This window comes from Blautia caccae (assembly GCF_040095955.1).
Lineage (GTDB): Bacteria > Bacillota > Clostridia > Lachnospirales > Lachnospiraceae > Blautia > Blautia celeris.
On record NZ_JBBMFP010000032.1, the window covers coordinates 24,521 to 46,297 of the forward strand.

The following is a 21,777-nucleotide window of genomic DNA, read 5'->3' on the forward strand; positions in this document are numbered from 1 at the left end:
GTCTTTCTTATATTCTTGAAGGAACATCGTTTTATTTTTTCTTACCACAACAATGCTTATACTTTTTGCCCGAACCACATGGGCAGGGATCGTTTGGATATATCTTTTTCCTGTGCTCTTCCTGAAAATCAATGATTTCCGCTTTTCCGCGTGACACATCGTGAAGCGGCTGAAATCCCATCTCGTCTGCTTCTTCCTGTAATGTTTTTACATCCCCGTTATATGACATTTCATCCGGCATATATCCCCGGTTCATATGCATACGTGTGTGATTCCAGACTCTCATCAGAATTTCTGCAAGCTGAGGGAAGTCCTCCTCGTCGATCATAATCAGCTCGTTGTCCAGATATCTCATTATATCTCCTATTTGTCCCCCCAGACGGATAATGCGCTGGATATTCCTGCATAATTCCCGGGCGTCCTCTTCTTCCTCTTCCGAAAATCCCATGAAAAAATCTGCCATTGCATCCATATACCTGTCAAAAGGAAGATAGAAATAACTTCCGAGTGTCTGTATCTCTTCTATTGTTGGAGTATAATAAGCCTTAATTCCCTGTATATTTTTAAGATACTGTATTCTATCTGCTTCTATCACCTGTTCCTGAACCAGTTCGTTCCCAACTATCTCAAAACGTTTTAAATATCCGGGGATTCGGATGCAAAACTCCTGCAGCTCTGTCTCTGAGATAGTATTTCCCGTGTTCTTTTCATACATGGAAATCATTCGTTCTATGGGGCAGATTCCATACAACTCTGCGCAGGCGTTGATATGGAGAAAGATATCCTGTACCCTTTTTCGCTCTTCTTTCCACTCCTCATCACAGTTTTTACAATAGGCAGCTTTCACATCTTCCGGAACGTACACCGCTCCCATATAGGTGGCTCCGGCATATCCGCTCTCCACAAGATTCAACACATCTTCGGATTCATCCACACCGGTAACCTCTTTATCCATAAGTGACAATTCCACATCATTCATATACAACAGACATCTGCACATGACTTCCTTTGACAGAAGCTTTTGATATAGAAAATCTATTAGATCCTTCTTTAATAATTTGCTGCAGCCGGAAATGCCATGTATTTTACAGATCTCCTGCAACTCATCTTTCCGATAATCCTCTAAAATATCTCTGAGTGATCCATCCGACAAATTCGCTTCCAGCTCTTCTTTAAGCTGACTGTATTTCGTCTCATACTCCTTAATAAGATTACTCATTTCAGATAATGCATCCGTTCTCATGACTTCATCTCTGTTATAATCCCAATCTTTTGCTGTGCCCTGAATAGTTTTAAAACCGCTTCCCTTCTTGGTTAAATCTTCGTAAATCTCACTCTGGATCATGGGACTGCTTTTCTTATTTTCCAAAGCCATATGCTTTAACGATGCATTCACTTCTGCCAAATCATATTTTGGAGTAAAATGTCCCTCTGTCCATTTTTTCATACTTTCATATTCAGGATGGGAGGAATCCTTCAGAATCTCCAGAAGATCATAATATCCATAAATACCCCCACAGTCCTCATACGGTGTTTCTCCCTTATACTTTAAAACAACAGGATAGGCAAACTCATAATCCTCTATGACTTTTTCGATGGTCACCCTATGCTCCCAATAGTCCCCGAAATCATATATATAAGAAAACCAGTCCTCCTGCTCCATAAAAGAATCTATGATTGTTTCAGATGCCTCCAGATATTCCATATCATCCATATCTGCGAAGTCTTCACATTCCTCTTCAATACTTATCTTCAAGTGATAATATTCAAATTTAAACAAGTGATATCCGCACCAACCCATAACCTCGTTGAGAACGATACTGAGCTGTGAAAAACTCAGTCCGGCCGGAACAATAAACCTTCTCCATATGGGTGGATGGGAATTTTTAATTGCTATTTTCATCTGGTATGCTTTCATAATTCCACCTCTTTTCATTTAAATTCAATCGTTTGTACTGATTCGTTATTTTTAATCAGCCTCATGGCTTACAATTCCCGCATGCCTCATATCCGTTATCTATCAGCTCGTCTTTGCTGCCTTTATAATAAGCTTTATTGTCTTCCTTCATTCCTTTCAGCGACGAGCAGGAAGGCAGATGAATCTTCTTTGTATGTGTATTCAAAACATAGTCGCAGAGCTCTGCGTCACTGTTATTTTCCTCCACATACGGCTCTTCTTTATCGCCGCTCGCAGTCCTGGTACCGGGTGTATAATCGTTGCAGGGTTCCTGTTCCCAGGATATTGTTTTTCCATCACTGTGGAGAATGATCGTTCCCTGTTTGTCCGTACGGAATACGGGAATCCCGTCATCCTCCAACAGCTTTATGGTATCCTGCCTGGGATGTCCGTAGCTGTTGCCGTCTCCGCAGCTTATCACTGCATAGGAAGGGGAAATCTGTTCCAGAAATCTGCTGCTCAGGTAGGAACCGTGGTGGTTTAAAAGAAATACATCTGCCGCAATATCTGCACCGGATTCCATTACCTGTTTCTCACCGGTTTTCCCCATATCACCGCCAAAAAAGAAACGATTATCCCCATTTTCCACAATCACTCCCACTGAATCCTCATTCTCGTCCTCGTGGCCATAAGAAATCGGAGAAATGACCCTCACGGAAGCACTTCCAAGGGAAAAGACATCGCCCTGGGACGGATGCGTCTCCTCGTACCCCTGTTTCTCCATGGCATCCTGATAGGACTTATAAATAGAAGAATCTGTCTCATAATCAGCCGTGATGACTTTTCCTGCCGGAAACTGGTAGAGCGCACCAATAGCTCCCGCCAGGTGGTCCTCATCAAAGTGGGATATCAATATGTAATCCAAAGACTCCACATTCTGACGCTTCAGATAGCTTACCACAAAGGAGGATGCTTTCCTGTTTCCTCCGTCTATGAGCATATAGTGACCTTCAGATTCCAGAAGCGCTGCGTTTCCCTGCCCAACATCCAGATAATGTACGTTCAGCCGGCCGCTGCCTTCTGCTTCGCCTATAGGCTGACCACTTCCCGCCGCTTGCTCACCATCCGTTGCCTGACTGACACCTGTTGCCTGCTCATTTCCCGCTGCATAACTTCCATCCGCCGTCTGCTCATTTCCCGCTGCATGGCTGCCATCCGCCGTCTGCCCCACGGAGCTGCATCCTACCAAAAGTAATGCCAGAACCACCAGCCCGGCTAATAAATTTTTCCATTTCTTCATTTCCCTTAATTCCTTTCCCGTCTTATCCCTGGTGCCTGTTCACCTGTCTGTTTTCTCCACAATACATACGTTTTTTGCAACTATCCAATCAGTTCTGCACATTTCCTGCACAGGCTGTGCGTAAAAGCAGCAACAGGACATCACCCATCAAACAACAATTTTAATGGGCTGATCCACATAACAATTCAACCGGCTGAATCATAACACGCTTTTTTATAAGCCTTTTCCACCCTCTCACTAAAACATACCATAATAATCTCTTCTATATCAGGATACTTTTCCAGTCCCTCGTAAATCGTCTTCACTGCGATCTCAGCCGCCTGCTCCAGAGGATATCCGTAAATCCCTGTGCTGATTGATGGAAATGCCACAGTCCTGCAGCCATTTTCATGAGCTAACCGGATACAGTTTTCATAACAGCTTTTCAACAGTTCCGCCTCTCCGAAAGCGCCGCCGTTCCAGACAGGCCCCGGAGTATGAAGCACATATTTTGCAGGAAGCTGATACCCTTTTGTTATCTTTGCCTGTCCGGTCTCACATCCGCCAAGTGCTCTGCATTCATTCAAAAGCCCCGGTCCCGCCGCTCTGTGGATGGCCCCGTCAACACCACCGCCGCCCAGAAGAGAACAATTTGCAGCGTTTGCAATGGCATCCACATGATACGTTGTAATATCGCCTGTTTCAATTTTAAAAATCCCCATACTGACCTCTCCTTTCCTATCCTGCCATCTGCCGTTTTTTCATCATCTGCCGCAGTTTACACCAGCAGACCATGTGTGCCGCTGCAGTGATCACCCAGGTTATAGGGTACGACAGATATAAGACAAACAGACTGTGCTGCCATACAAATATGGTAAATATCCAGACGATCCTAAGCCCGCAGGCCCCTGTCAGGGACACCAGCATAGGCAGAACCGAATATCCCATACCGCGCAGACTTCCCACCAGCACCTCCATGATACCACAGAGAAAATAGGGAAGACATATGATTTTAAGCCTCTGTATTCCGTAAGCGATCACCTCTGCATCCGAGGAGTAGATTCCAAGAAGATGCGGTGAAAATAATACCATCAGACATCCGAAGATTCCTCCGATGACCGTCACAAGCACCAGACACCTCCATAAAATCTGACTGATCCGTTTCTGATTGCCGGCCCCCATATTCTGGCTGGTGAAACTCAATGCAGCCTGATAAATAGAGTTCATGGAGGTATATACAAACCCCTCCAGATTGGATGCTGCTGTATTTCCTGCCATGGCAATGGCTCCGAAAGAGTTTACAGAGGACTGGATCAATACATTGGATATGGAAAAAATGGCACTCTGCATCCCTGCCGGAAGACCAATGCGGACAATGTGTTTTAACTTGTCTTTATGTATTTTCAGCTTTCTAAGTTCCAGCCTGCACATTCCCTCTGTATGCATAAGGCAGCGCAGAATCAAAAGTGCTGACACTGCCTGAGAAATGATCGTAGCAAGCGCCACTCCCGCCACGCCAAGACCGCAGACAATAACAAAGAACAGATTCAGCACCACATTGATGACTCCGGCCAGAAGCAGATAATAAAGAGGCCTCTGGGTATCTCCTGTAGCTCTCAGCACCGCTGCACCGAAATTATAGAGCATCATAGCCGGCATCCCTACAAAGAAAATCCTCATATAGAGCACTGCCTGCCCCAGAACCTCCGGAGGTGTTGCCATCCACTCCAGCATTGGCCTGGCAAACGCCACACCCAGAAATATAAGAATACAGCCGCAGACAATACTGAACAAAATAGATGTATGTACTGTCTCGCTTACATTTTTAGAATCCTTCGCCCCGCAGAACCTTCCGACCAAAACATTTGTCCCAATGGAACACCCAATAAATACATTGACAAAAAGCTGTATCAGAGAACTGGTAGACCCCACGGCTGCCAGAGCATGATTTCCAGAAAACCTTCCCACAACCACAATATCTGCCGCATTAAACAAAAGCTGCAGAATACCGGATAAAATAAGCGGCACAGAAAACAGCAGCAGCTTTCCCCAAAGCGGCCCGTTGCACATATCTATTTCGTATGACTTCTTCATTTTCCTCTTCCTTCTAAGGCGTAATTCTGCCGCCTTACTCTCTGTTTTAAACCAAAACAATTTTAAATCTGCCGTACTACGGCAGACATCATTTCTTACAGAAGCCAGATACAAACAGGACTACCCACCTGCATACTGTCTTCCGCTGCCGCCTCTTTGAAATCCATATGCTTCACCGAAATGATCTCATTGGAATCCTGGTTTGCAATGACCAGATATGTAATCCCCGAATCTCTGTCCTCTGCCGCTGCAAAGCAGCGCGGTGTCTTTCCTCCGGAGGAGATACTGCCTGTGAGCGCAAGCCTTCCCTCACGGTCCACATCATATACACTGATATTGTCAGCTCCCCTGTTGGAAACATATAACTTTGTCCCGGCAGAATTAATGCGGATTTCCGCCGCTGTATTCGGTATTTTTCTGTCCTTCTCCATGAGGCTGGAAACATCCTGTACTTCTTGAAGCGTGCCGCTTCCATAGTCATATATAAGAACCCTGTTTCCCATCTCCTGCACTACATAAAACATGGGAAGAAACGGATGGTATACCAGCATTCTCGGACCATATCCGGGCTTTGTCATCCAGCTCTCCACCTCTGTAAAAGTCCATTCACCCTTCTGTTCCCGCACCACACAACGGCTTATTTTGTCCAGCCCCAAATCACACACAAGCACACCTTCGGCAAAACGGCATGGATGGATAGAATGTACGTGAGGTCCCTCCTGCCGCTCCTCATCAACGGAATGTCCCTGATGCTGTATCACCATTGCCGGTTCCCGGAAATGCCCGTCTTCCCCTATCCTGTATGCGCAGGCAGAACCGCTGCCATAATTACTGATATATAATATCCTCTCCTCCTCATCCAGATAAAGATGACAGGGATTGGTTCCCATGGAAGGTTTTCTGTCCACCAGCCTCATCATGCCGTCCTTCCCGGTTTCATAAACACTGACAGCTCCGCTTTCAAGTCCTTCATACTCTTCCAGCTCACTCACCGCGTAAATCCTTTTTCCTGCTTTATCTGCACAGACATAGGAGGGATTCTTTATCCCTTCTATCAGCTGATCCTGTTTCATTTTTCCTGCTGCCATATCTATTTCAGCCACATATATCCCCTGTCCGTTGCCGTTAAAACGGCTTCCGTCACCGAATATAACGGTTTCCGTATATGTACCGATCAAAAACTTCTGTTTCCCTTCTGACATCCGGTCTCATCTCCTTTTTTCTTACTTTACTTGGCATCCTGAGGATAGCAAATCCCGCAGATCCTTCTGATCTCATCCAGTTCCCTCATGATCCGGAGGCTTTCCGCCCAGGGCATAACCGGACTCTCTGTCCTGCCCTCTTTCAACATTTTTTCTACCTCCAGCGCCTCGTAATGGTATCCGTTTCCGGCCACTTCGACGACTCTTTTTTCTTTCAGCGTATCCGTACGGAAATCCTCATTTGGTTCAAACAGATAGACCGTATTGGGACGCCAGAAATACGGAATTTCCAGTTCAGCCTTATCCGTGATGATCACTGCCCGGTTGTCCACTTTTCTATTGATGGAAAATACCATATCCGCCAGACATCCGCAGGGATAAGTCATCTGGATACAGGTATTCAAATCCACTGTCTCCGCATTCTTTTCAGACCACGCGTGTATCACATCGGGTGTTTCTCCCAGAAGATACTGCGCAACGCTTACACCGTAAACACCCACATCGAGGAGCGCACCGCCTCCCAATTCAGCTTCAAACAGACGCCTTGTCTCCGGCTTAGCCGGCCCGCCAAATGTAAAATGCATATTATGCACTTTTCCGTACACACCTGCCTGTATTTCCTTTTTCAGCTCTCTCATTGCAGGGATAAATCTTGTCCACATAGCTTCCATAAAAAAGGTATGATTCTCTTTTGCCAGCTCAAGGATCTCTTCCAGTTCCCGGGCATTCATTGTCACCGGTTTTTCACACAACACGGGTTTCTTTGCTTTTAAGCAGGCTTTGACGCACGCCAGATGCTGAGGATGAATGGTCCCCACATAAACAGCATCCACATCTTTGTCATTTACCAGTTCTTCATAGGAACAGCAGTATTTCTTTGCCTGTATCCCGTAATCATTCCTTCCGGACCGGGAGGCCAGTACCTCCACCTGCATATCCGCCACTTCTTCCAGCCCTTTTGCGAACTGGGATGATATAAAACCGCCGCCCATAATTCCCCATCGAAACATATTGATTCCTCCTCATCCGTTTAACTGCCGCTATTTTTCTCAATAATTATGCCACATACAGTATACCACAAACGGACAGCCGGGAATATACTTTCCCGCCTGTCCGTTAAAATTATGATTCATATTTGCTGCTGTTCTCACATCACTGATCCACGGCTGCCTGGAGCTTCTCAATCAGTGCCTGCACTTCCTGTGTGCTCACTCCCGCAAAGCTTCTGAATGTCCTGAGTGGTGAATTCTCCATCATTTTCAAAGACATTTCAGGTGAGATAGCTTCACTTGCCGCACTGCCTTCCTCATCACCGGCACCTATATTTGCCATCATGGTTTTCAGCAGGCCGCTCATGATCTCTTTTGCCTTCGGCTCTGCGAGCAATTCCGCAACGGTGGTGTTCATGTGGATTTTCACAGGAATCTTCGTTGTAGAAGTAAGCTGCACCGCATCTTTTAAAAGAATATCCCTGGAGGAACTTCCCACAAGAATCTCATATGTGCCGGTGGCTGCATACCAGTCAGAAATTTCCGTATTGTACCATGCAAAGCTTCTCTTATCCAGCTCCATAGCAACAACCTTCTCCTCACCGGGGGCCAGCTCTACCTTGGCAAAATTCTTCAATTCCTTAACCGGTCTGCTGGCAGCGTTGGTCTTATCTGCCACATAAAGCTGTACGATCTCCTTGCCGGCCATACTTCCGGTATTCTTAACCTTAAGTGAAACTGTCAGAGTGTCCGTATCCTTTATCTCCTTTGCTGACAGCTTCAGATCGCTGTACTCAAATGTAGTATAGCTAAGTCCATAGCCAAAAGGATAACGCACTGCCATTTCCTTGGTATCATAATAGCGGTATCCCACAAATACTCCTTCTCTGTACTCCACGGTCTTCCCATCACCCGGGAAGTTCAGATAAGACGGGTTGTCGGATAATTTATAGGGAACGGTCTCTGCCAGCTTACCGCATGGATTGGCTCTGCCGAAGAGAATATCCGCCTGGGCCTCCCCCACCGCCTGTCCACAGAGATAAGACTCCAGGATTCCTCTCACATCATCTGCCCACGGCATTTCCACAGGGGAACCATTGTGAAGAACCACCACTGTATTCGGCTGTACTTTTACGATTTCCGCGATTAGCCTGTTCTGGCACTCCGGCATTCTCATATGCTCCCTGTCATACCCCTCAGACTCAAACGCATCCGGAAGACCTGCAAATACCACAGCGATATCCGCATGTTCAGCCGTCTCCACTGCCTCAGCAAACATGGCTTCATCCACTTTGTCCTCTTTCACGTCATATCCCTGTGCATAAGACACATCCGCGTATTTCTTGACTGCATCCAGCGCGCTTGTCACCTTAAAGGAGTTGATATGAGAACTTCCGCCTCCCTGGAACCGAGGCTTCTCTGCAAATTTTCCGATAAACGCAATCTTCTGTCCTTCTCCCTTCAGAGGCAGGATTCCATCATTTTTCAAAAGCACCATGGACTCTCTCGCGATTCTGGCTGCCAGATTGTGATCTGCTTCCTTATCAAATTTGCCGGGCTGACGGTTATCTGAGAATTTGAAGATAATATTTAGGATTCTCTCAACCGCTGTATCCAGAACCGCTTCATCAAGCACACCTGTTTTCACAGCTTCCACAATCTCCGCATCCGTATGTCCGCCGCTTGCCGGCATTTCCAGGTCAAGACCTGCTTCCAGTCCTTTTACCCTGTCGTTCACTGCACCCCAGTCAGACATAACGTATCCTTCAAATCCCCACTCATCTCTCAGAATTTCCGTGAGCAGTCTGTGGTTCTCAGACGCAAATGTTCCATTGATCTTATTATAAGAGCACATCACGGTATCGGGTCTGCTCTCCTTCACTGCGGCCTCAAAAGCTGCCAGATAAATCTCCCGGAAAGTTCTCTCATCTATTTCAGAGGAACATGACATTCTTCTGTGCTCCTGATTATTTGCCGCAAAATGTTTGATGGATGTTCCCACATTTTTCGACTGCACACCCTTTATATGCGCTGCAGCCATCTGTGAAGCCAGATACGGGTCTTCTGAAAAATATTCAAAGTTCCTTCCGCACAGCGGTGACCTCTTAATATTTACTGCCGGGCCTAAAATAACAGACAGATTCTCCGCCTGACATTCGTCTCCCAGCGTTTCACCTAAAGTCTCTAAAAGCTCCCGGTCAAATGAACAGGCAGTCGCACATGCAGTAGGAAAACACACGGCTTTGATACTCTCATTTGCTCCGAGATGGTCTGCCTCCTTATCCTGCTTTCTGAGTCCATGAGGTCCGTCGCTGACCATCACCTCAGGAATCCCCAGCCTTTCCACACTTTTCAAATGCCAGAAATCCTTACCGGAACACATCCCCGCCTTCTCTTCCAGTGTCATCTGTTTTACAATTGCTTTCACATCACGTTTCATGCTTATTCGCTCCTTTGCATAAATTCATCATGCTCTCCAACGGCTGTGCCGCATGATGAGCTATATCCTTAAAATACCACGTATATGCTCCGGATAATATCAAAATCATGCTGTTTATATCAATTTCTTGTCACTACTTTCTTTTTCTGGTATACTGAAAAAAACTGTCTGCTGCCATGGAAGGAGAACTTAAAATGGACATCCGGAGCATCCGCCATAACTGCCGTCTGCTTTATCATTTAACACAGATTCCCATACGCTGCCTGTCACCTGACAGCAGCATATGTTTTACCTTCCCGCACCTGGAGGGCATGGAGCGTTTCCCTCTCCCCCTGCTGCCGGAAAGTCTGCCCCATAAAAATACAGTACCCCTGCCTGTTCTCTTCATGGAAAACAACGCATATTACAGTGCAGCTCTTCCCCTTGCATTGACCGACAGAAATTTTACCCTTTATTTCGGCCCCTGCCTCTTTTCCCGGCTCTCCGACAGGGAGTTTAAACAGAGCTTTCCGGATTTCTCCGCACTGCCTCCTGACATGCGTTTTCCTCTCATGTCAGCGCTGCCTGTCATGGAACAGGAATACTTTTACAATTTCCTTTCCCTGGCCTGCAGCCTGTTCTTCCGGGAAAAAGTTCATACCGAAGAGATTCTGGAGGCAAATCATCTGAAAATGTCTGCCCCTATTCCCGCTGCGGTTCAGAAGACCCTGTTTCACAGAAGAGAATCCGCCGCATTTCATACACCCTATTCATACGAAAAAAATCTCCTGGACGCGGTGCGCTCAGGAGATGTTGTACGTGCAAAAGAATGTATGAACGAGTTAAGTCTCACAGGAAAACCGGGAATCCTTTCCCCCAACCCGCTGCGCCATGCCCAGAATCTTTTCATCGCTCACATTACTCAGATCACCAGAGCCGCAATGGAGGCAGGAGTGGAGGAAGATATGGCTTATGCTATGAGTGACAGTTATATCCAGGCATCTGAAAAATGCACCTCTGTCACACGCCTTCTCTCCCTGCGGGACCAGGCCACCGGAGAATTTACGGCTGCCGCGGCAAAGGCCAGAGGCCTGACCAGTCATTCCCCTGCCATCCGCAGAGCCATCAATTACATGAATGACCATCAGCAGGAAAAAGTATACCTCTCTGACATTGCCTGTGCCGCCGGTCTGAGCAAAGACCGCTTCTCCCACCTCTTTCGGGAGGAAATGGGCATGAGCCCTATGGAATACCTGAACCGGAAACGGGTGGAGACCTCAAAGTCCCTGCTGACTGTGTTTCAGTATTCTATTTCAGAGATCAGCATGATACTGTCTTTTTCCAGCCAGAGCCATTATATTTCTGTCTTTAAAAAATATACGGGCATGACGCCCAGACAGTACAGGGACGCCTTTTAAAAAAATCCTGTCTCCCAGCGGACTGACCATGTGTCAGTTCTCCCGGGAAACAGGATTCTACCATCAGACATATCAGCCCGCGCCGTATGCGCGTTCTCTGTCCTTTTCCTTATAATGATGTGCTTCTTCAAGCATCATATCCTTTACCTTCATCAGACGGATCTGCGTACTTCTCTCGCTCTCGTCCAGCTTCATGGTAATATATTTAATATTCTGCTGTGTCTCCGGAATAATAACGTGTTCCAGAGCATTTACTCTGCGTCGGGTCTTCTCAATCTCGGAAGCCATAAGCTGGCAGGACTTCTCAATCTCCGCAAGCTTCAGCATATCCGGCAGGATGTCTGCCAGAGATTTCACCGCGCCGTCCAGGTCACCGGAAGTAAAGGCAAAACCGTAGGAATAGATGTCATTTGCATCTGCGGTTCTGGTCTGGGACTGGAAGACAGGAATGTCAACACTCATGACATTCTTCTTGCCGGCATCCAGATATACTTCCTGTTTCGGTGCCATCAGCGCTGTGTTCAGTGTCTGTTCGGACATGCCGGCTTTTGCGATCACGAAGTTCTTGTTAGCCTCTTTAATACCCTCTTCCACTTTCAGGCGCAGAGCCATATTTTCTCTTGCCAGATCCAGGAACTGACGCATAAGCTCATCACGTTTGTCCTTCAAAAGCTTGTGGCCTTTGATGGCTGTGACCAGCTTTTTCTTCTGCTTGGTAAGTTCCATTCTGGTAGGATTTACCTGGGTAGATGCCAAGACAATCACCTCTTTCTATGCATTTTCTAAAGGGACAGCAGGCATCTTAAGCCTGCTGCCGGCCGGCATTATTGTTTACCGTAATATTCATCAAGGAACTTATCATCAATACGTTTCAGCTCACTCCTCGGTAAAATAGAGAGCAGCTTCCAGCCGATACGCAGTGTCTCCTCAATATCACGGTTGCTGGTATAACCCTGTGAAACGTATTCCGCCTCAAAAGCATCCGCGAATTTTGCATAGATAAGGTCAATATCAGAAAGTGCTGCCTCACCAAGGATGGTCATCAGCTCTTTTGCCTCTTTACCACGGGCATAAGCGGCGAAAAGCTGGTTCATGGTGTTCGCATGGTCAGCACGTGTCTTGCCTTCACCGATACCTTTATCTTTCAGTCGTGACAGGGACGGCAGAACATCGATGGGCGGTGTTACACCTTTTCTGTAAAGCTCACGGCTCAGAATGATCTGACCCTCTGTGATATATCCGGTAAGGTCAGGGATCGGATGGGTTTTATCATCCTCAGGCATGGTAAGGATCGGAATCATGGTAATGGAACCATTACTTCCTTTCTTACGTCCTGCTCTTTCATACATGGTTGCAAGGTCTGTGTACATGTAACCGGGATATCCACGGCGTCCGGGAACCTCTTTACGGGCTGCGGAAACCTCACGCAGGGCATCTGCGTAGTTTGTGATATCTGTCAGGATTACCAGTACGTGCATGTCTTTTTCAAATGCAAGATACTCTGCTGCGGTAAGCGCCATCTTAGGTGTTGCGATACGCTCTACAGCCGGGTCATTTGCCAGGTTGATGAACAGAACGGTTCTGTCGATGGCACCTGTCTCCTTAAAGCTCTCAATAAAGAAGTTGGACTCCTCAAAGGTAATACCAAGAGCGGCAAATACAACGGCGAAGTTCTCACCGGTACCGCGAACCTTAGCCTGTCTTGCGATCTGAGCGGCCAGCTGCGCATGAGGAAGACCTGATGCGGAGAAGATAGGCAGCTTCTGACCACGTACCAGTGTGTTCAGACCGTCAATTGCGGATACACCTGTCTGAATAAACTCTTCCGGGTACATTCTGGCAGCCGGATTCATAGGCAGACCGTTGATATCACGTCTCTCATCCGGAAGGATTTCAGGACCATCATCAATCGGGCGTCCCATACCGTCGAATACACGGCCTAACATGTCCTCAGACACACCCAGCTCCATGCTTCGTCCCAGGAAACGCACCTTACTGTCTGACAGGTTGATACCTGTGGAGCTCTCAAAAAGCTGTACCAGGGCATCACTTCCGTTGATCTCAAGTACACGGCAGCGGCGTGTCTCACCGCTTGCCAGCTCAATCTCACCTAATTCATCAAAATGTACATTTTCAACACCGCGCACCAACATCAGAGGGCCGGCAACTTCCTGTATGGTTCTATACTCTTTCGGCATTAGAAGTCCTCCTTCCCAAATACATTGGCAATGTCAGCAGCAAGTTCGTCCATTGTTGCCTTATATTCTTTGTCCAGTTTGTCTTCTGTCACATATTTGAAACGTCCGATCTTTTCGCGGACATCCATCTTGATCAGCCCCTGGATATTAGCACCCTTGTCAAGCGCTTCCTTGGACTGCTCATAAAATGCGATAACCAGTTTCATCAGCAGATACTGTTTCTGCAGAGAACTGTAGGTATCTACTTCATGGAAGGAGTTCTGATGCAGGAAGTCCTCACGGATGGAGCGCGCAGCCTCCATTTTCAGACGGTCGCCTGCAGAGAGCGCATCCATACCTACCATCTTAACGATTTCTTCCAGTTCAGCCTCATCCTGCAGAAGGCTCATCATCTTCTGACGGTCTTCCATCCAGTCAGGAGCAACCTTCTCATTGAACCAGTCAGCCATATTGTCCAGATACAGAGAGTAACTGGTCAGCCAGTTGATCGCCGGGAAATGACGCTTGTAAGCAAGTGCGGAATCCAGACCCCAGAATACCTTAACGATACGCAGGGTTGCCTGGGATACCGGCTCGGAAATATCACCACCCGGAGGAGATACGGCACCGATAACGGAAAGCGCGCCTTCTCTGTGGTCACTGCCGAGAGAAACCACGTGTCCGGCTCTCTCATAGAACTGTGCCAGACGGGAACCCAGGTATGCAGGGTAACCCTCCTCACCGGGCATCTCTTCCAGACGTCCTGACATCTCACGAAGAGCCTCGGCCCAGCGTGATGTGGAGTCTGCCATCAGGGCTACGGAGTAACCCATATCACGGAAATATTCCGCGATGGTGATACCTGTATAGATAGAAGCCTCACGTGCCGCAACAGGCATATCGGAGGTATTGGCGATCAGAACGGTACGTTCCATCAGAGACTGTCCTGTCTTCGGGTCCTTCAGTTCCGGGAACTCGTTCAGAACGTCTGTCATCTCATTTCCACGCTCGCCGCATCCGATGTAAACCACGATGTCAGCCTCAGCCCATTTTGCAAGCTGATGCTGGATCACTGTCTTGCCGCTTCCGAAAGGTCCCGGAACGGCTGCAACACCGCCTTTGGCGATGGGGAAGAAAGTATCAACAACTCGCTGTCCTGTTACCAGAGGCATCTCCGGCGGCAGCTTTTTCAGATACGGACGGCCTTTACGAACCGGCCATGTCTGCATCATACCAACTTCTTTGTCACCATCCGCAGTCTCGATAACGGCAACGATTTCTTCCACCGTAAATTCACCGGCTTTTATTTCTTTTACTTTACCGTTTATCCCGTAAGGAACCATGATCTTGTGATTAACAACGATGGTCTCCTGTACCGTACCGATAATATCACCGTTTTGTACCTCGTCCCCCACTTTAACAGTAGGAACAAAGTTCCATTTCTTATCTCTCTTAAGGGAAGGAACCTCAACACCACGCTTTAAGTTGGTGCCGGACACCTTCATAATCTCATCCAGCGGTCGCTGGATACCATCGTAAATACTTGTGATCAGACCTGGTCCAAGTTCTACGGAAAGAGGCGCATTCATGGACTCAACCGGCTCGCCCGGTCCAAGACCTGATGTCTCCTCGTATACCTGAACACTGGCTTCATCACCGTGCATCTCGATGATCTCACCAATCAGACGCTGGTTACTGACACGGACAACGTCGAACATATTCGAGTCTCTCATGCCTTCCGCGATAACCAGCGGTCCTGCAACTTTTTTAATCGTACCTTTGCTCATCGGAACGAATCACCTGCTTTCTAAATTAGTTCGTATCTGCGGTATTTTACCGCTCAAATTCCGGGTGCTGCGGCGTGCTGCCGCATACCGGACCTTTTAATTATTGCTGAAAAGAATATCCGAGCCAACAGCCTTCTCCACGGATAATTTCACTCCCTGCACACCTTCACCCGTGTTTCCGAAAACACCGGGGATCAGGATAATGGCGGGAAGCAGTTGTTCCTGAAATTTATCAATCGTCTTTTTGCACTCTGCTGCCAGCGCTTCTGTGATATAGATGATCCCATATTTGCTGGCTGCCAGATGCTCCAGTTTTTCTTCAGCTTCTTTTCGGGATGTTACCGGGAATATATCCAGACCCAGTGTAGCAAACCCGTAAATACTGTCGTAATCGCCCACAACTGCAATCTTATACATACATTTCCCTTACCCTTTCCCGGATAGAATCATCCGAAAGCCCGCTGCGTTTGCCGGACAAAATGATTCGTACCGTTTTGATCTCGTTCTCCCTGGCAAGCACATAGGCAACCAGAGGTCCCACTGAAAATGACTGATATTTCTGAGGCTGCATGGTCTGCATCATGCGGTTGTCACACCAGCGTTCAAACGCGGACATGGACTCTGCAATGGCCTTACCGCCCTCCGCATAAGCAGTTCCCGACAAATACTCCACAATGGCATCAATGCCGCTCACTGCCGCCTTGGAAAGCTGTGCCACACTAAGTGACTCACATTCCGCCATCGCGCGCTTCATAAAATCCAGATTTTTTGCGGTTTTCTGTGAACGCACAGCGATTTTAATATCAGCTATGGCAACGGTAGACTCCGCATAATCCTTGATAATGCTGTCCTTTGCTTCCTTGCCTGCTGCATAGATCGCCTCAAGGGCTGCCTTGTCCACAATGACGTCGCAGAGCTGTCCGTCCCTTGTGTGAAGCAGTGTCTCATAAGCCTCTTTTGCAGCGCCAGCCATATATTTGGGAAGTCTGGAAAAATCCTTGCTCCGCACGATCTCCAGCATTTCATCCGGGGAGATGGCAGTGTCATCATAGTAGATGTTCATTGACTTGCCGTTCTCCTCCGTGCACACATCCTTGATGGCTGCCTTCAGATTGTGGAACATATTGGGATAGGAAAGTACATCAAAGACGGACATATCAACACCCAGATCCCTGATATTCTCCCAGATTTTCTCCTGCTCCCTGGTCAATATTGCCTCTGCATTCACCGGCGTATCCGCGCCGCCCCAACCCTTTTCCTGTATAAGCTGCAGGCACTGCTCCTCTGTCTGGCAGGCCATGAGCTGGTCAAGAGTGGCAGAAGTGAATAACGCCGTCTCAAGCGCACGGATTCGCGCAACCGCATAGGTATATTTTGTATCAATCAAGATAATTCCTCCTTCTTGCGGTTATCGCTTACAAAAATAATAATGCATGAACTTTGTCGGAAAGTTCACCTCTCTTGGAATCAAACATGGCCTTAAAGGTACAGTTTTCTTCGATTCCACCATATATCAGGACAAAGCCTCCGCGGATATTTCTGTGTTCTTTGGAAAGAACCAGTTTTCCGCCCTTTTTCTCAGCTATGTCCGAAATTTCTTTTTCAAAACCCTGCGGCATTCTCTTCAAATCTTCAGGTGAGAAACAGATTTCCCCTTCCTGAGCCAGAACGAATTTGTCCAGCATTTTGCGGAGCATGTTGAAATATGTCTCGTCGTCTGCAGAAAGCAGTGTATCGTAAGCTTTCTCCAGTACATCAGAGATCACTTCCTGCTTTGCCTCCAGAAGTGCTTTTCTCTTCTGCAGGTCGCAGGAGGAAAGGGCACGTTCCTTGATATTCTCAACATCAGCATCCGCTTTTTGGGAGATACGTCCGCATTCTGCTTCCGCTTTGTCTCTCATCTCCTGCTTAACTGCTTCTGCGCTCTTCTGCGCACGGTCGATGATATCATTCGCGGAGCTTTTTGCTTCATCCAGAATCTGGCTTTTCATTTTTTCTAATCCAGTCATTCTTTAGCTCTCCTTTACTATTTCTATTCTGTCCTGTAATTTCTGTCCCATGCCGGGACTTCTCTCCATATTTTAATTAGAAGGAAAGGTTCGTTACAGAAAGAATGGAAATCAGCAGAGCAAGAATTGCGTATGTCTCAACCATGGCCGGGAAAAGCATAGCTTTACCGAACTGTTCCGGTTTCTTGGCAACGATGCCGATAGCTGCTGCAGATGTCATTCCCTGATATTTACCGGAGATCAGACCAACGATACCGATCGGCAGACAAGCTGCTAATACCAGTAAGCCCTGCTGCGGTGTTAAATCCAGCATACCTCCGCCTAACAGACCGATCTTGGAAAGTGTGATGAAACCAACCAGCAGACCGTAGATACCCTGTGTACCTGGGAGAAGCTGCATGATAAGAACCTTAGCGAATTTGCTGGGATCTTCTGTAACAACACCTGCTGCTGCCTGACCGGCAATACCTACACCAATAGATGAACCTGCACCTGCTAATAATACTGCTAATGCTGCACCAAGTAATGCGTAAACAATTCCTAACTGACTCATAAATAAGTTTCCTCCTTAACATCTACATATTTCGTAGTTAATTTAAATGGGTTGAAAGGTCTTCCTCCACCCTCATAAAACTTGCCGAAAAACTCGACAAACTGTAAACGGTTTGTATGCACGTATGCGCCCAAAAGATTGATAGCCAGATTCAGTGAATGGCCCACAATAAAAATCACTATAAAACCGACAGCGGCAATGATACCGTCGCCCAGCATACTTGCCATCTGGTTTACCACAGATGCGATAACACCTGTTGCCAGACCAAGAGCAAGCAGACGGGAGTAAGACAGCACATCACTCAGCCATCCTGTTACATTGTAAATATCATACGCGCCCAGTGCCAGACGAAGAGCGATATTCTTGTTCGCACGCCCTGACATAAGAAGCAGTCCTACCGCTCCTGCGATCGCCATGACCTTTCCGATCTGCGAAACTGCCGGTGGGAAAGTTCCTTCCGGAAGCTGGGAGATGGATGCAAAGATACTGCTTGGAAGCAGCATCATAACCAAACCGATCAGAAATACATACCAGATAATAACATCACAGAAGAAATCCATGTACTGTTTATCTTTCAGAAGCATGTATCCTTTCAGTGCCAGTCCCATGAACAGATGGATCACACCAAACAGCATTGCGTACATAAGAAGACGCATTGGGTCATTCAGCGGAACGAACCAGGCTGCCTTGATCAGTCCGCCGTCCGGTACATCCACATGGAAGAAGGTTCGCGCGACCACGTCCACGGCATCTCCGAAGTATCCTCCGAAAAGTACACCCCACACTAAAGTGGAAAGACCGCAGTACATGAACATTTTCAGCGCCTTATGCATGCCCTGGCTCATGCGCGGGTACTTTCTCAGTACAATAAAACATGCCAGGAATATGATCAGTCCGTATGCCGCATCAGACAGCATCAGACCGAAGAAAAATACATAGAAAAACGACATGATCGTCGTTGGGTCAACCTCGCCTTTTTTCGGCAGACCGTAGGATTCCAAAACGCCCTCCACAGACTGTGAAAACGCGTTATTGCTCAGAAGCACCGGGGCTTCCTCATCCTCCTGTATCTCCTCCACATCAAAGACCAGATCATAGCCCTCTTCCATTGCCTTTTTCACTGCGGGAACCGCTTTTTTAGGTATATACCCACTTACAAAAAAGGTCCTGGAGGACTGTGGAATTTGTCCCAGGAGTTCGTATTTCTCTGCTCTTGTACGGAAATAGTCAGAAATCAAACGCAGGTCTGCGCGCTTGTCCCCATATTCAATAATATGCTTCTGACATCCCTCAATTTCTTTTTGGAGCGCACTGATCTCTGCCTCCAAGTGTTCTTTTTCGACCGCCGGTATTTCACTGACGATCTGAGATGGCCTAGCAAAACCGCCCTGCCGCAGCGCATCCTCCACCTGCTGTGCGTTCTTCTTCAGACACAGCACAACAATATAAGTGGAATCTCTGTCCGCAGAAAGGACTGTCACATCCACGCCTTCAGCCTCGGGAGCGTACTCCGCAATCAGGCTGTAAACCGCTTCCAGTGTCATTTCGCCTGAAATAGCACCGATGAGTGCGCTGGTTGAACCGGTACCCTCAAAATTCATGGGCACATCCAGGCTCATCCATGGAGCCAGTGCTTCGATCTGGTTCTCCATTTTCTGGATATTTGCACGGCACTCCGCGATTTCTTTCTGCCAGCCGGTTATTCTGGAAGCAATGTCCATCATTTCTTCCTTCTGAACCGCTACCTGGTTGTAAGTTTCTTTTTCAATCAGTTTTTTTCCTTCCAGACTGGACAGCAGGGATTTTTTCTCCGGTGCATATTCCTGCAGGATATCCAGTGCTAAATCCGCCAAGTTCGCTTTTTTCTCAAAAGTGTTTCTGGCCCCCTGGGTATCCATCTTTTCAAAGCCTGACTCATCGTCTAATACCTGGGTCATTTCCATGACGCCCATGGTCTGCAGCTTTTCCAGGATGGCCTTCCGGTCCCTTTTCAGCGCGCAGATACTGACTCGCTGCATCTGCATTACTGCCATACTCTCATCCCTCCTTTAACTCGTTTTCTTTTTCTTCCTCTCAGATTAATTCGGAAATAATCAAATCAACCGCTTCTTTTTCCCGGCTTTTTGCCGCGCTCTTCAGCTTTTCGATTTCTTTTCCAGCCGCCAAAAGGGCCTCGTCCGTCTGCTGTTTTCCAAATGTTTCAGCAGAGTCTCTTAATTTTTTCGCCTTCTGCTGCGCTTCGGAAATCATATCGGAATACAATTTTTCGGAAGCCAGTTTTGCCTCCTCAGAAATCTTTTCACTCTGGCGCTTTGCATCCGCAACGATGTTTGCTGCCTCCTGCTCCGCATCCCGGATTTCTTTGATTGTTCCTTCTATCACAGTATCACCACCTTCACATAGTTTAAATATTACTATGAATTATGCAATTTGTCAATTTGTTCACAATATTTTTAACCGAATTACACGAAAAAAAGTTGCCTTATTTTGGTAATCCCGACAAAAAAAGAGAGATTGTATAGAATTTACACAATCTCCCCGAATGTCTTTGTTTAATTTGACTTTATCTTACTCGTATAAGTAGTTCTTCAGCTTCTCATCATCCAGGCTGGCAGCATCGATCCACTGATATCCCGGATTGATAAAGGAATCATTTTCCAGCCCCAGCCAAGCCCTGGCTGCTGCTACTGCGGTGGCATATCCCATGCCATACGGATTCTGTGCGATAACTCCGGCCTCTCTTCCGTCCTTGATCGCTTCTTTTTGGGTCTTGCCGGCATCAAACCCCACTACGGCAATTTCTTCTCTCTCTGCTTCTTTCAGCGCTTCCAGAACATCATCCGCAGTGACCTGATTGGTACAGAAGTATCCTTTCAGATTCGGATTATCCTCCAGCACTTTTGCTGCCATCTCCCTGACCGATGTCTCCTCATTTTCATAGGAGAGATTAACAATCTTAATATCCGGGTAATTGGCTGTGAGCTCATCTGTAAATCCCTTGACTCTGTCCTGGCTGCTTTCAGAGCTTTCGATATGGGCCATAACAGCGATCTCTCCGCTGCTGCCCACAGCTTCCGCAAGTTTTTTCGCTGCGTCAGCGCCTGCTGCCTTGTTGTCTGTGGAGCACACGGAATCTACGGTGCCGGTCACCACACCGGAATCCAGCACAACCACGGGGATTCCGTTTTCCTCTGCTGTTTCAAGCTGGGCCTGACAGGATTCCATATCTATGGCTGCCAGACAGAGAACATTTGGATTCTCAGCCAGAACCGCGTCGATAATATTGATCTGGCTCTCCACATCAGTCTCATCGGACGGCCCTTCAAAGGATAGTTTTATCTTATCGTCACCTTTATATTCCAGTTTTTTATTTAAATCTTTGACGGCTGCTTCCATGCCTTTTTTTACAGTGACCCAGTAGCCTGTCTTTGTGCTCTTAACCACCACTGCTATATGACCGCCGGCCTCCAGCTCCAGACCTTCCAGGGATGTATAATCAATGGTTCCGGCACTGCTTTTCAGAGTGGTCATAGTCAGGTCCTCAGACATGTCTGCCTCGTTCTCTTCCTCTGCGTCCTGGCTGTTCTCATTCTCACCGGAAACTTCTGTATTATCTTTTTCCTCTTCCTTCTGTTCCTCTTCTGTATCTTCTTCTTTCTGAGGGTCCCCCTTGCTGCCCACTTCCGGCTTGTCTTCCGCCTTTGCCTCTGTGTTTACGGGTACTTCTTTTTTATCCTTATTACCACCGCATCCTGCCAGGGAACCCGCTGCCAGCGCGATGCATAATAAAGCAACCATTGTACGTTTCATGCCCTCTCCTCCAAGGTTCACGCCATACCTGTGTACGGCTTTACCAGATTTTTACATGCATTTCTCTTCCTATTAACTACGTTTCCATTATACACGAAACTACTTATTAGTCCATATGCTTTTTGTAATAATTTCGTAAAAAT

Annotated in this window: 18 protein-coding genes; 1 reads left to right on the forward strand and 17 read right to left on the reverse strand. The window is 47.2% G+C overall.

The features are described 5' to 3' along the window. Positions 1 to 31 precede the first annotated feature (31 nt). From WMO65_RS23860 to WMO65_RS23890, 7 genes are all read right to left on the reverse strand, one after another. Positions 32 to 1,918, reverse strand: coding sequence for an IS1096 element passenger TnpR family protein (locus WMO65_RS23860; protein ID WP_187370583.1), 1,887 nt, complete (start codon positions 1,916 to 1,918; stop codon positions 32 to 34). A 61-nt stretch (positions 1,919 to 1,979) separates the two neighbouring features. Continuing rightward, positions 1,980 to 3,197, reverse strand: coding sequence for a ComEC/Rec2 family competence protein (locus WMO65_RS23865; protein WP_148392539.1), 1,218 nt, complete (start codon positions 3,195 to 3,197; stop codon positions 1,980 to 1,982). 185 nt (positions 3,198 to 3,382) lie between these two features. Continuing rightward, positions 3,383 to 3,898, reverse strand: a complete 516-nt coding sequence (locus tag WMO65_RS23870) for an O-acetyl-ADP-ribose deacetylase (protein ID WP_118743625.1) — start codon at positions 3,896 to 3,898, stop codon at positions 3,383 to 3,385. Between the two features lie 16 nt (positions 3,899 to 3,914). After that, entirely contained in the window at positions 3,915 to 5,270 is a 1,356-nt protein-coding gene (locus WMO65_RS23875) for an MATE family efflux transporter (protein WP_033139186.1), read from the reverse strand. A gap of 95 nt (positions 5,271 to 5,365) precedes the next feature. After that, the gene (locus WMO65_RS23880; RefSeq protein WP_148392540.1) at positions 5,366 to 6,472 is read right to left on the reverse strand and encodes a lactonase family protein; all 1,107 of its coding nucleotides are present in this window, start codon (positions 6,470 to 6,472) and stop codon (positions 5,366 to 5,368) included. A gap of 26 nt (positions 6,473 to 6,498) precedes the next feature. Next, complete coding sequence (locus tag WMO65_RS23885; protein ID WP_148392541.1) at positions 6,499 to 7,482, reverse strand: Gfo/Idh/MocA family protein; 984 nt, start codon at positions 7,480 to 7,482, stop codon at positions 6,499 to 6,501. A gap of 142 nt (positions 7,483 to 7,624) precedes the next feature. Then, positions 7,625 to 9,901 (reverse strand): glycoside hydrolase family 3 C-terminal domain-containing protein, encoded by a 2,277-nt coding sequence (locus tag WMO65_RS23890; RefSeq protein WP_148392542.1) that lies wholly within the window; start codon positions 9,899 to 9,901, stop codon positions 7,625 to 7,627. Positions 9,902 to 10,095: 194 nt separating this feature from the next. Here WMO65_RS23890 and WMO65_RS23895 point away from each other — a divergent pair, with 194 nt between their 5' ends. Next, positions 10,096 to 11,298, forward strand: coding sequence for a helix-turn-helix domain-containing protein (locus WMO65_RS23895; protein ID WP_187370584.1), 1,203 nt, complete (start codon positions 10,096 to 10,098; stop codon positions 11,296 to 11,298). A gap of 72 nt (positions 11,299 to 11,370) precedes the next feature. On the opposite strand, the gene WMO65_RS23900 is transcribed toward WMO65_RS23895, so the two are convergent. The 10 genes from WMO65_RS23900 to WMO65_RS23945 all read right to left on the reverse strand — a co-directional run bounded on the left by WMO65_RS23900 (position 11,371) and on the right by WMO65_RS23945 (position 21,634). Next, the gene (locus tag WMO65_RS23900; protein WP_033139161.1) at positions 11,371 to 12,054 is read right to left on the reverse strand and encodes a V-type ATP synthase subunit D; all 684 of its coding nucleotides are present in this window, start codon (positions 12,052 to 12,054) and stop codon (positions 11,371 to 11,373) included. 68 nt (positions 12,055 to 12,122) lie between these two features. Next, on the reverse strand, positions 12,123 to 13,496 hold the full coding sequence (locus WMO65_RS23905; RefSeq protein ID WP_033139162.1) for a V-type ATP synthase subunit B: 1,374 nt from the start codon (positions 13,494 to 13,496) through the stop codon (positions 12,123 to 12,125). Further along, positions 13,496 to 15,262, reverse strand: coding sequence for a V-type ATP synthase subunit A (locus tag WMO65_RS23910; protein WP_033139163.1), 1,767 nt, complete (start codon positions 15,260 to 15,262; stop codon positions 13,496 to 13,498). The genes WMO65_RS23905 and WMO65_RS23910 overlap by 1 nt, the downstream gene beginning before the upstream one ends. Before the next feature lie 96 nt (positions 15,263 to 15,358). Beyond that, complete coding sequence (locus tag WMO65_RS23915) at positions 15,359 to 15,679, reverse strand: V-type ATP synthase subunit F (RefSeq protein WP_033139164.1); 321 nt, start codon at positions 15,677 to 15,679, stop codon at positions 15,359 to 15,361. Next, positions 15,672 to 16,649 (reverse strand): V0D/AC39 family V-type ATPase subunit, encoded by a 978-nt coding sequence (locus WMO65_RS23920; RefSeq protein WP_103731860.1) that lies wholly within the window; start codon positions 16,647 to 16,649, stop codon positions 15,672 to 15,674. Before WMO65_RS23920 ends, WMO65_RS23915 begins: the two co-directional genes overlap by 8 nt. A gap of 28 nt (positions 16,650 to 16,677) precedes the next feature. Next, positions 16,678 to 17,271 (reverse strand): V-type ATP synthase subunit E, encoded by a 594-nt coding sequence (locus WMO65_RS23925; RefSeq protein WP_148392544.1) that lies wholly within the window; start codon positions 17,269 to 17,271, stop codon positions 16,678 to 16,680. A 76-nt stretch (positions 17,272 to 17,347) separates the two neighbouring features. Further along, positions 17,348 to 17,824, reverse strand: coding sequence for a V-type ATP synthase subunit K (locus WMO65_RS23930; protein ID WP_018593354.1), 477 nt, complete (start codon positions 17,822 to 17,824; stop codon positions 17,348 to 17,350). After that, positions 17,821 to 19,857, reverse strand: a complete 2,037-nt coding sequence (locus WMO65_RS23935) for a V-type ATP synthase subunit I (RefSeq protein ID WP_148392545.1) — start codon at positions 19,855 to 19,857, stop codon at positions 17,821 to 17,823. Before WMO65_RS23935 ends, WMO65_RS23930 begins: the two co-directional genes overlap by 4 nt. A 40-nt stretch (positions 19,858 to 19,897) precedes the next feature. Next, the gene (locus tag WMO65_RS23940; protein WP_033139168.1) at positions 19,898 to 20,206 is read right to left on the reverse strand and encodes an ATP synthase; all 309 of its coding nucleotides are present in this window, start codon (positions 20,204 to 20,206) and stop codon (positions 19,898 to 19,900) included. Between the two features lie 186 nt (positions 20,207 to 20,392). Then, positions 20,393 to 21,634, reverse strand: a complete 1,242-nt coding sequence (locus WMO65_RS23945) for an ABC transporter substrate-binding protein (RefSeq protein ID WP_033139169.1) — start codon at positions 21,632 to 21,634, stop codon at positions 20,393 to 20,395. Positions 21,635 to 21,777: the final 143 nt, after the last annotated feature.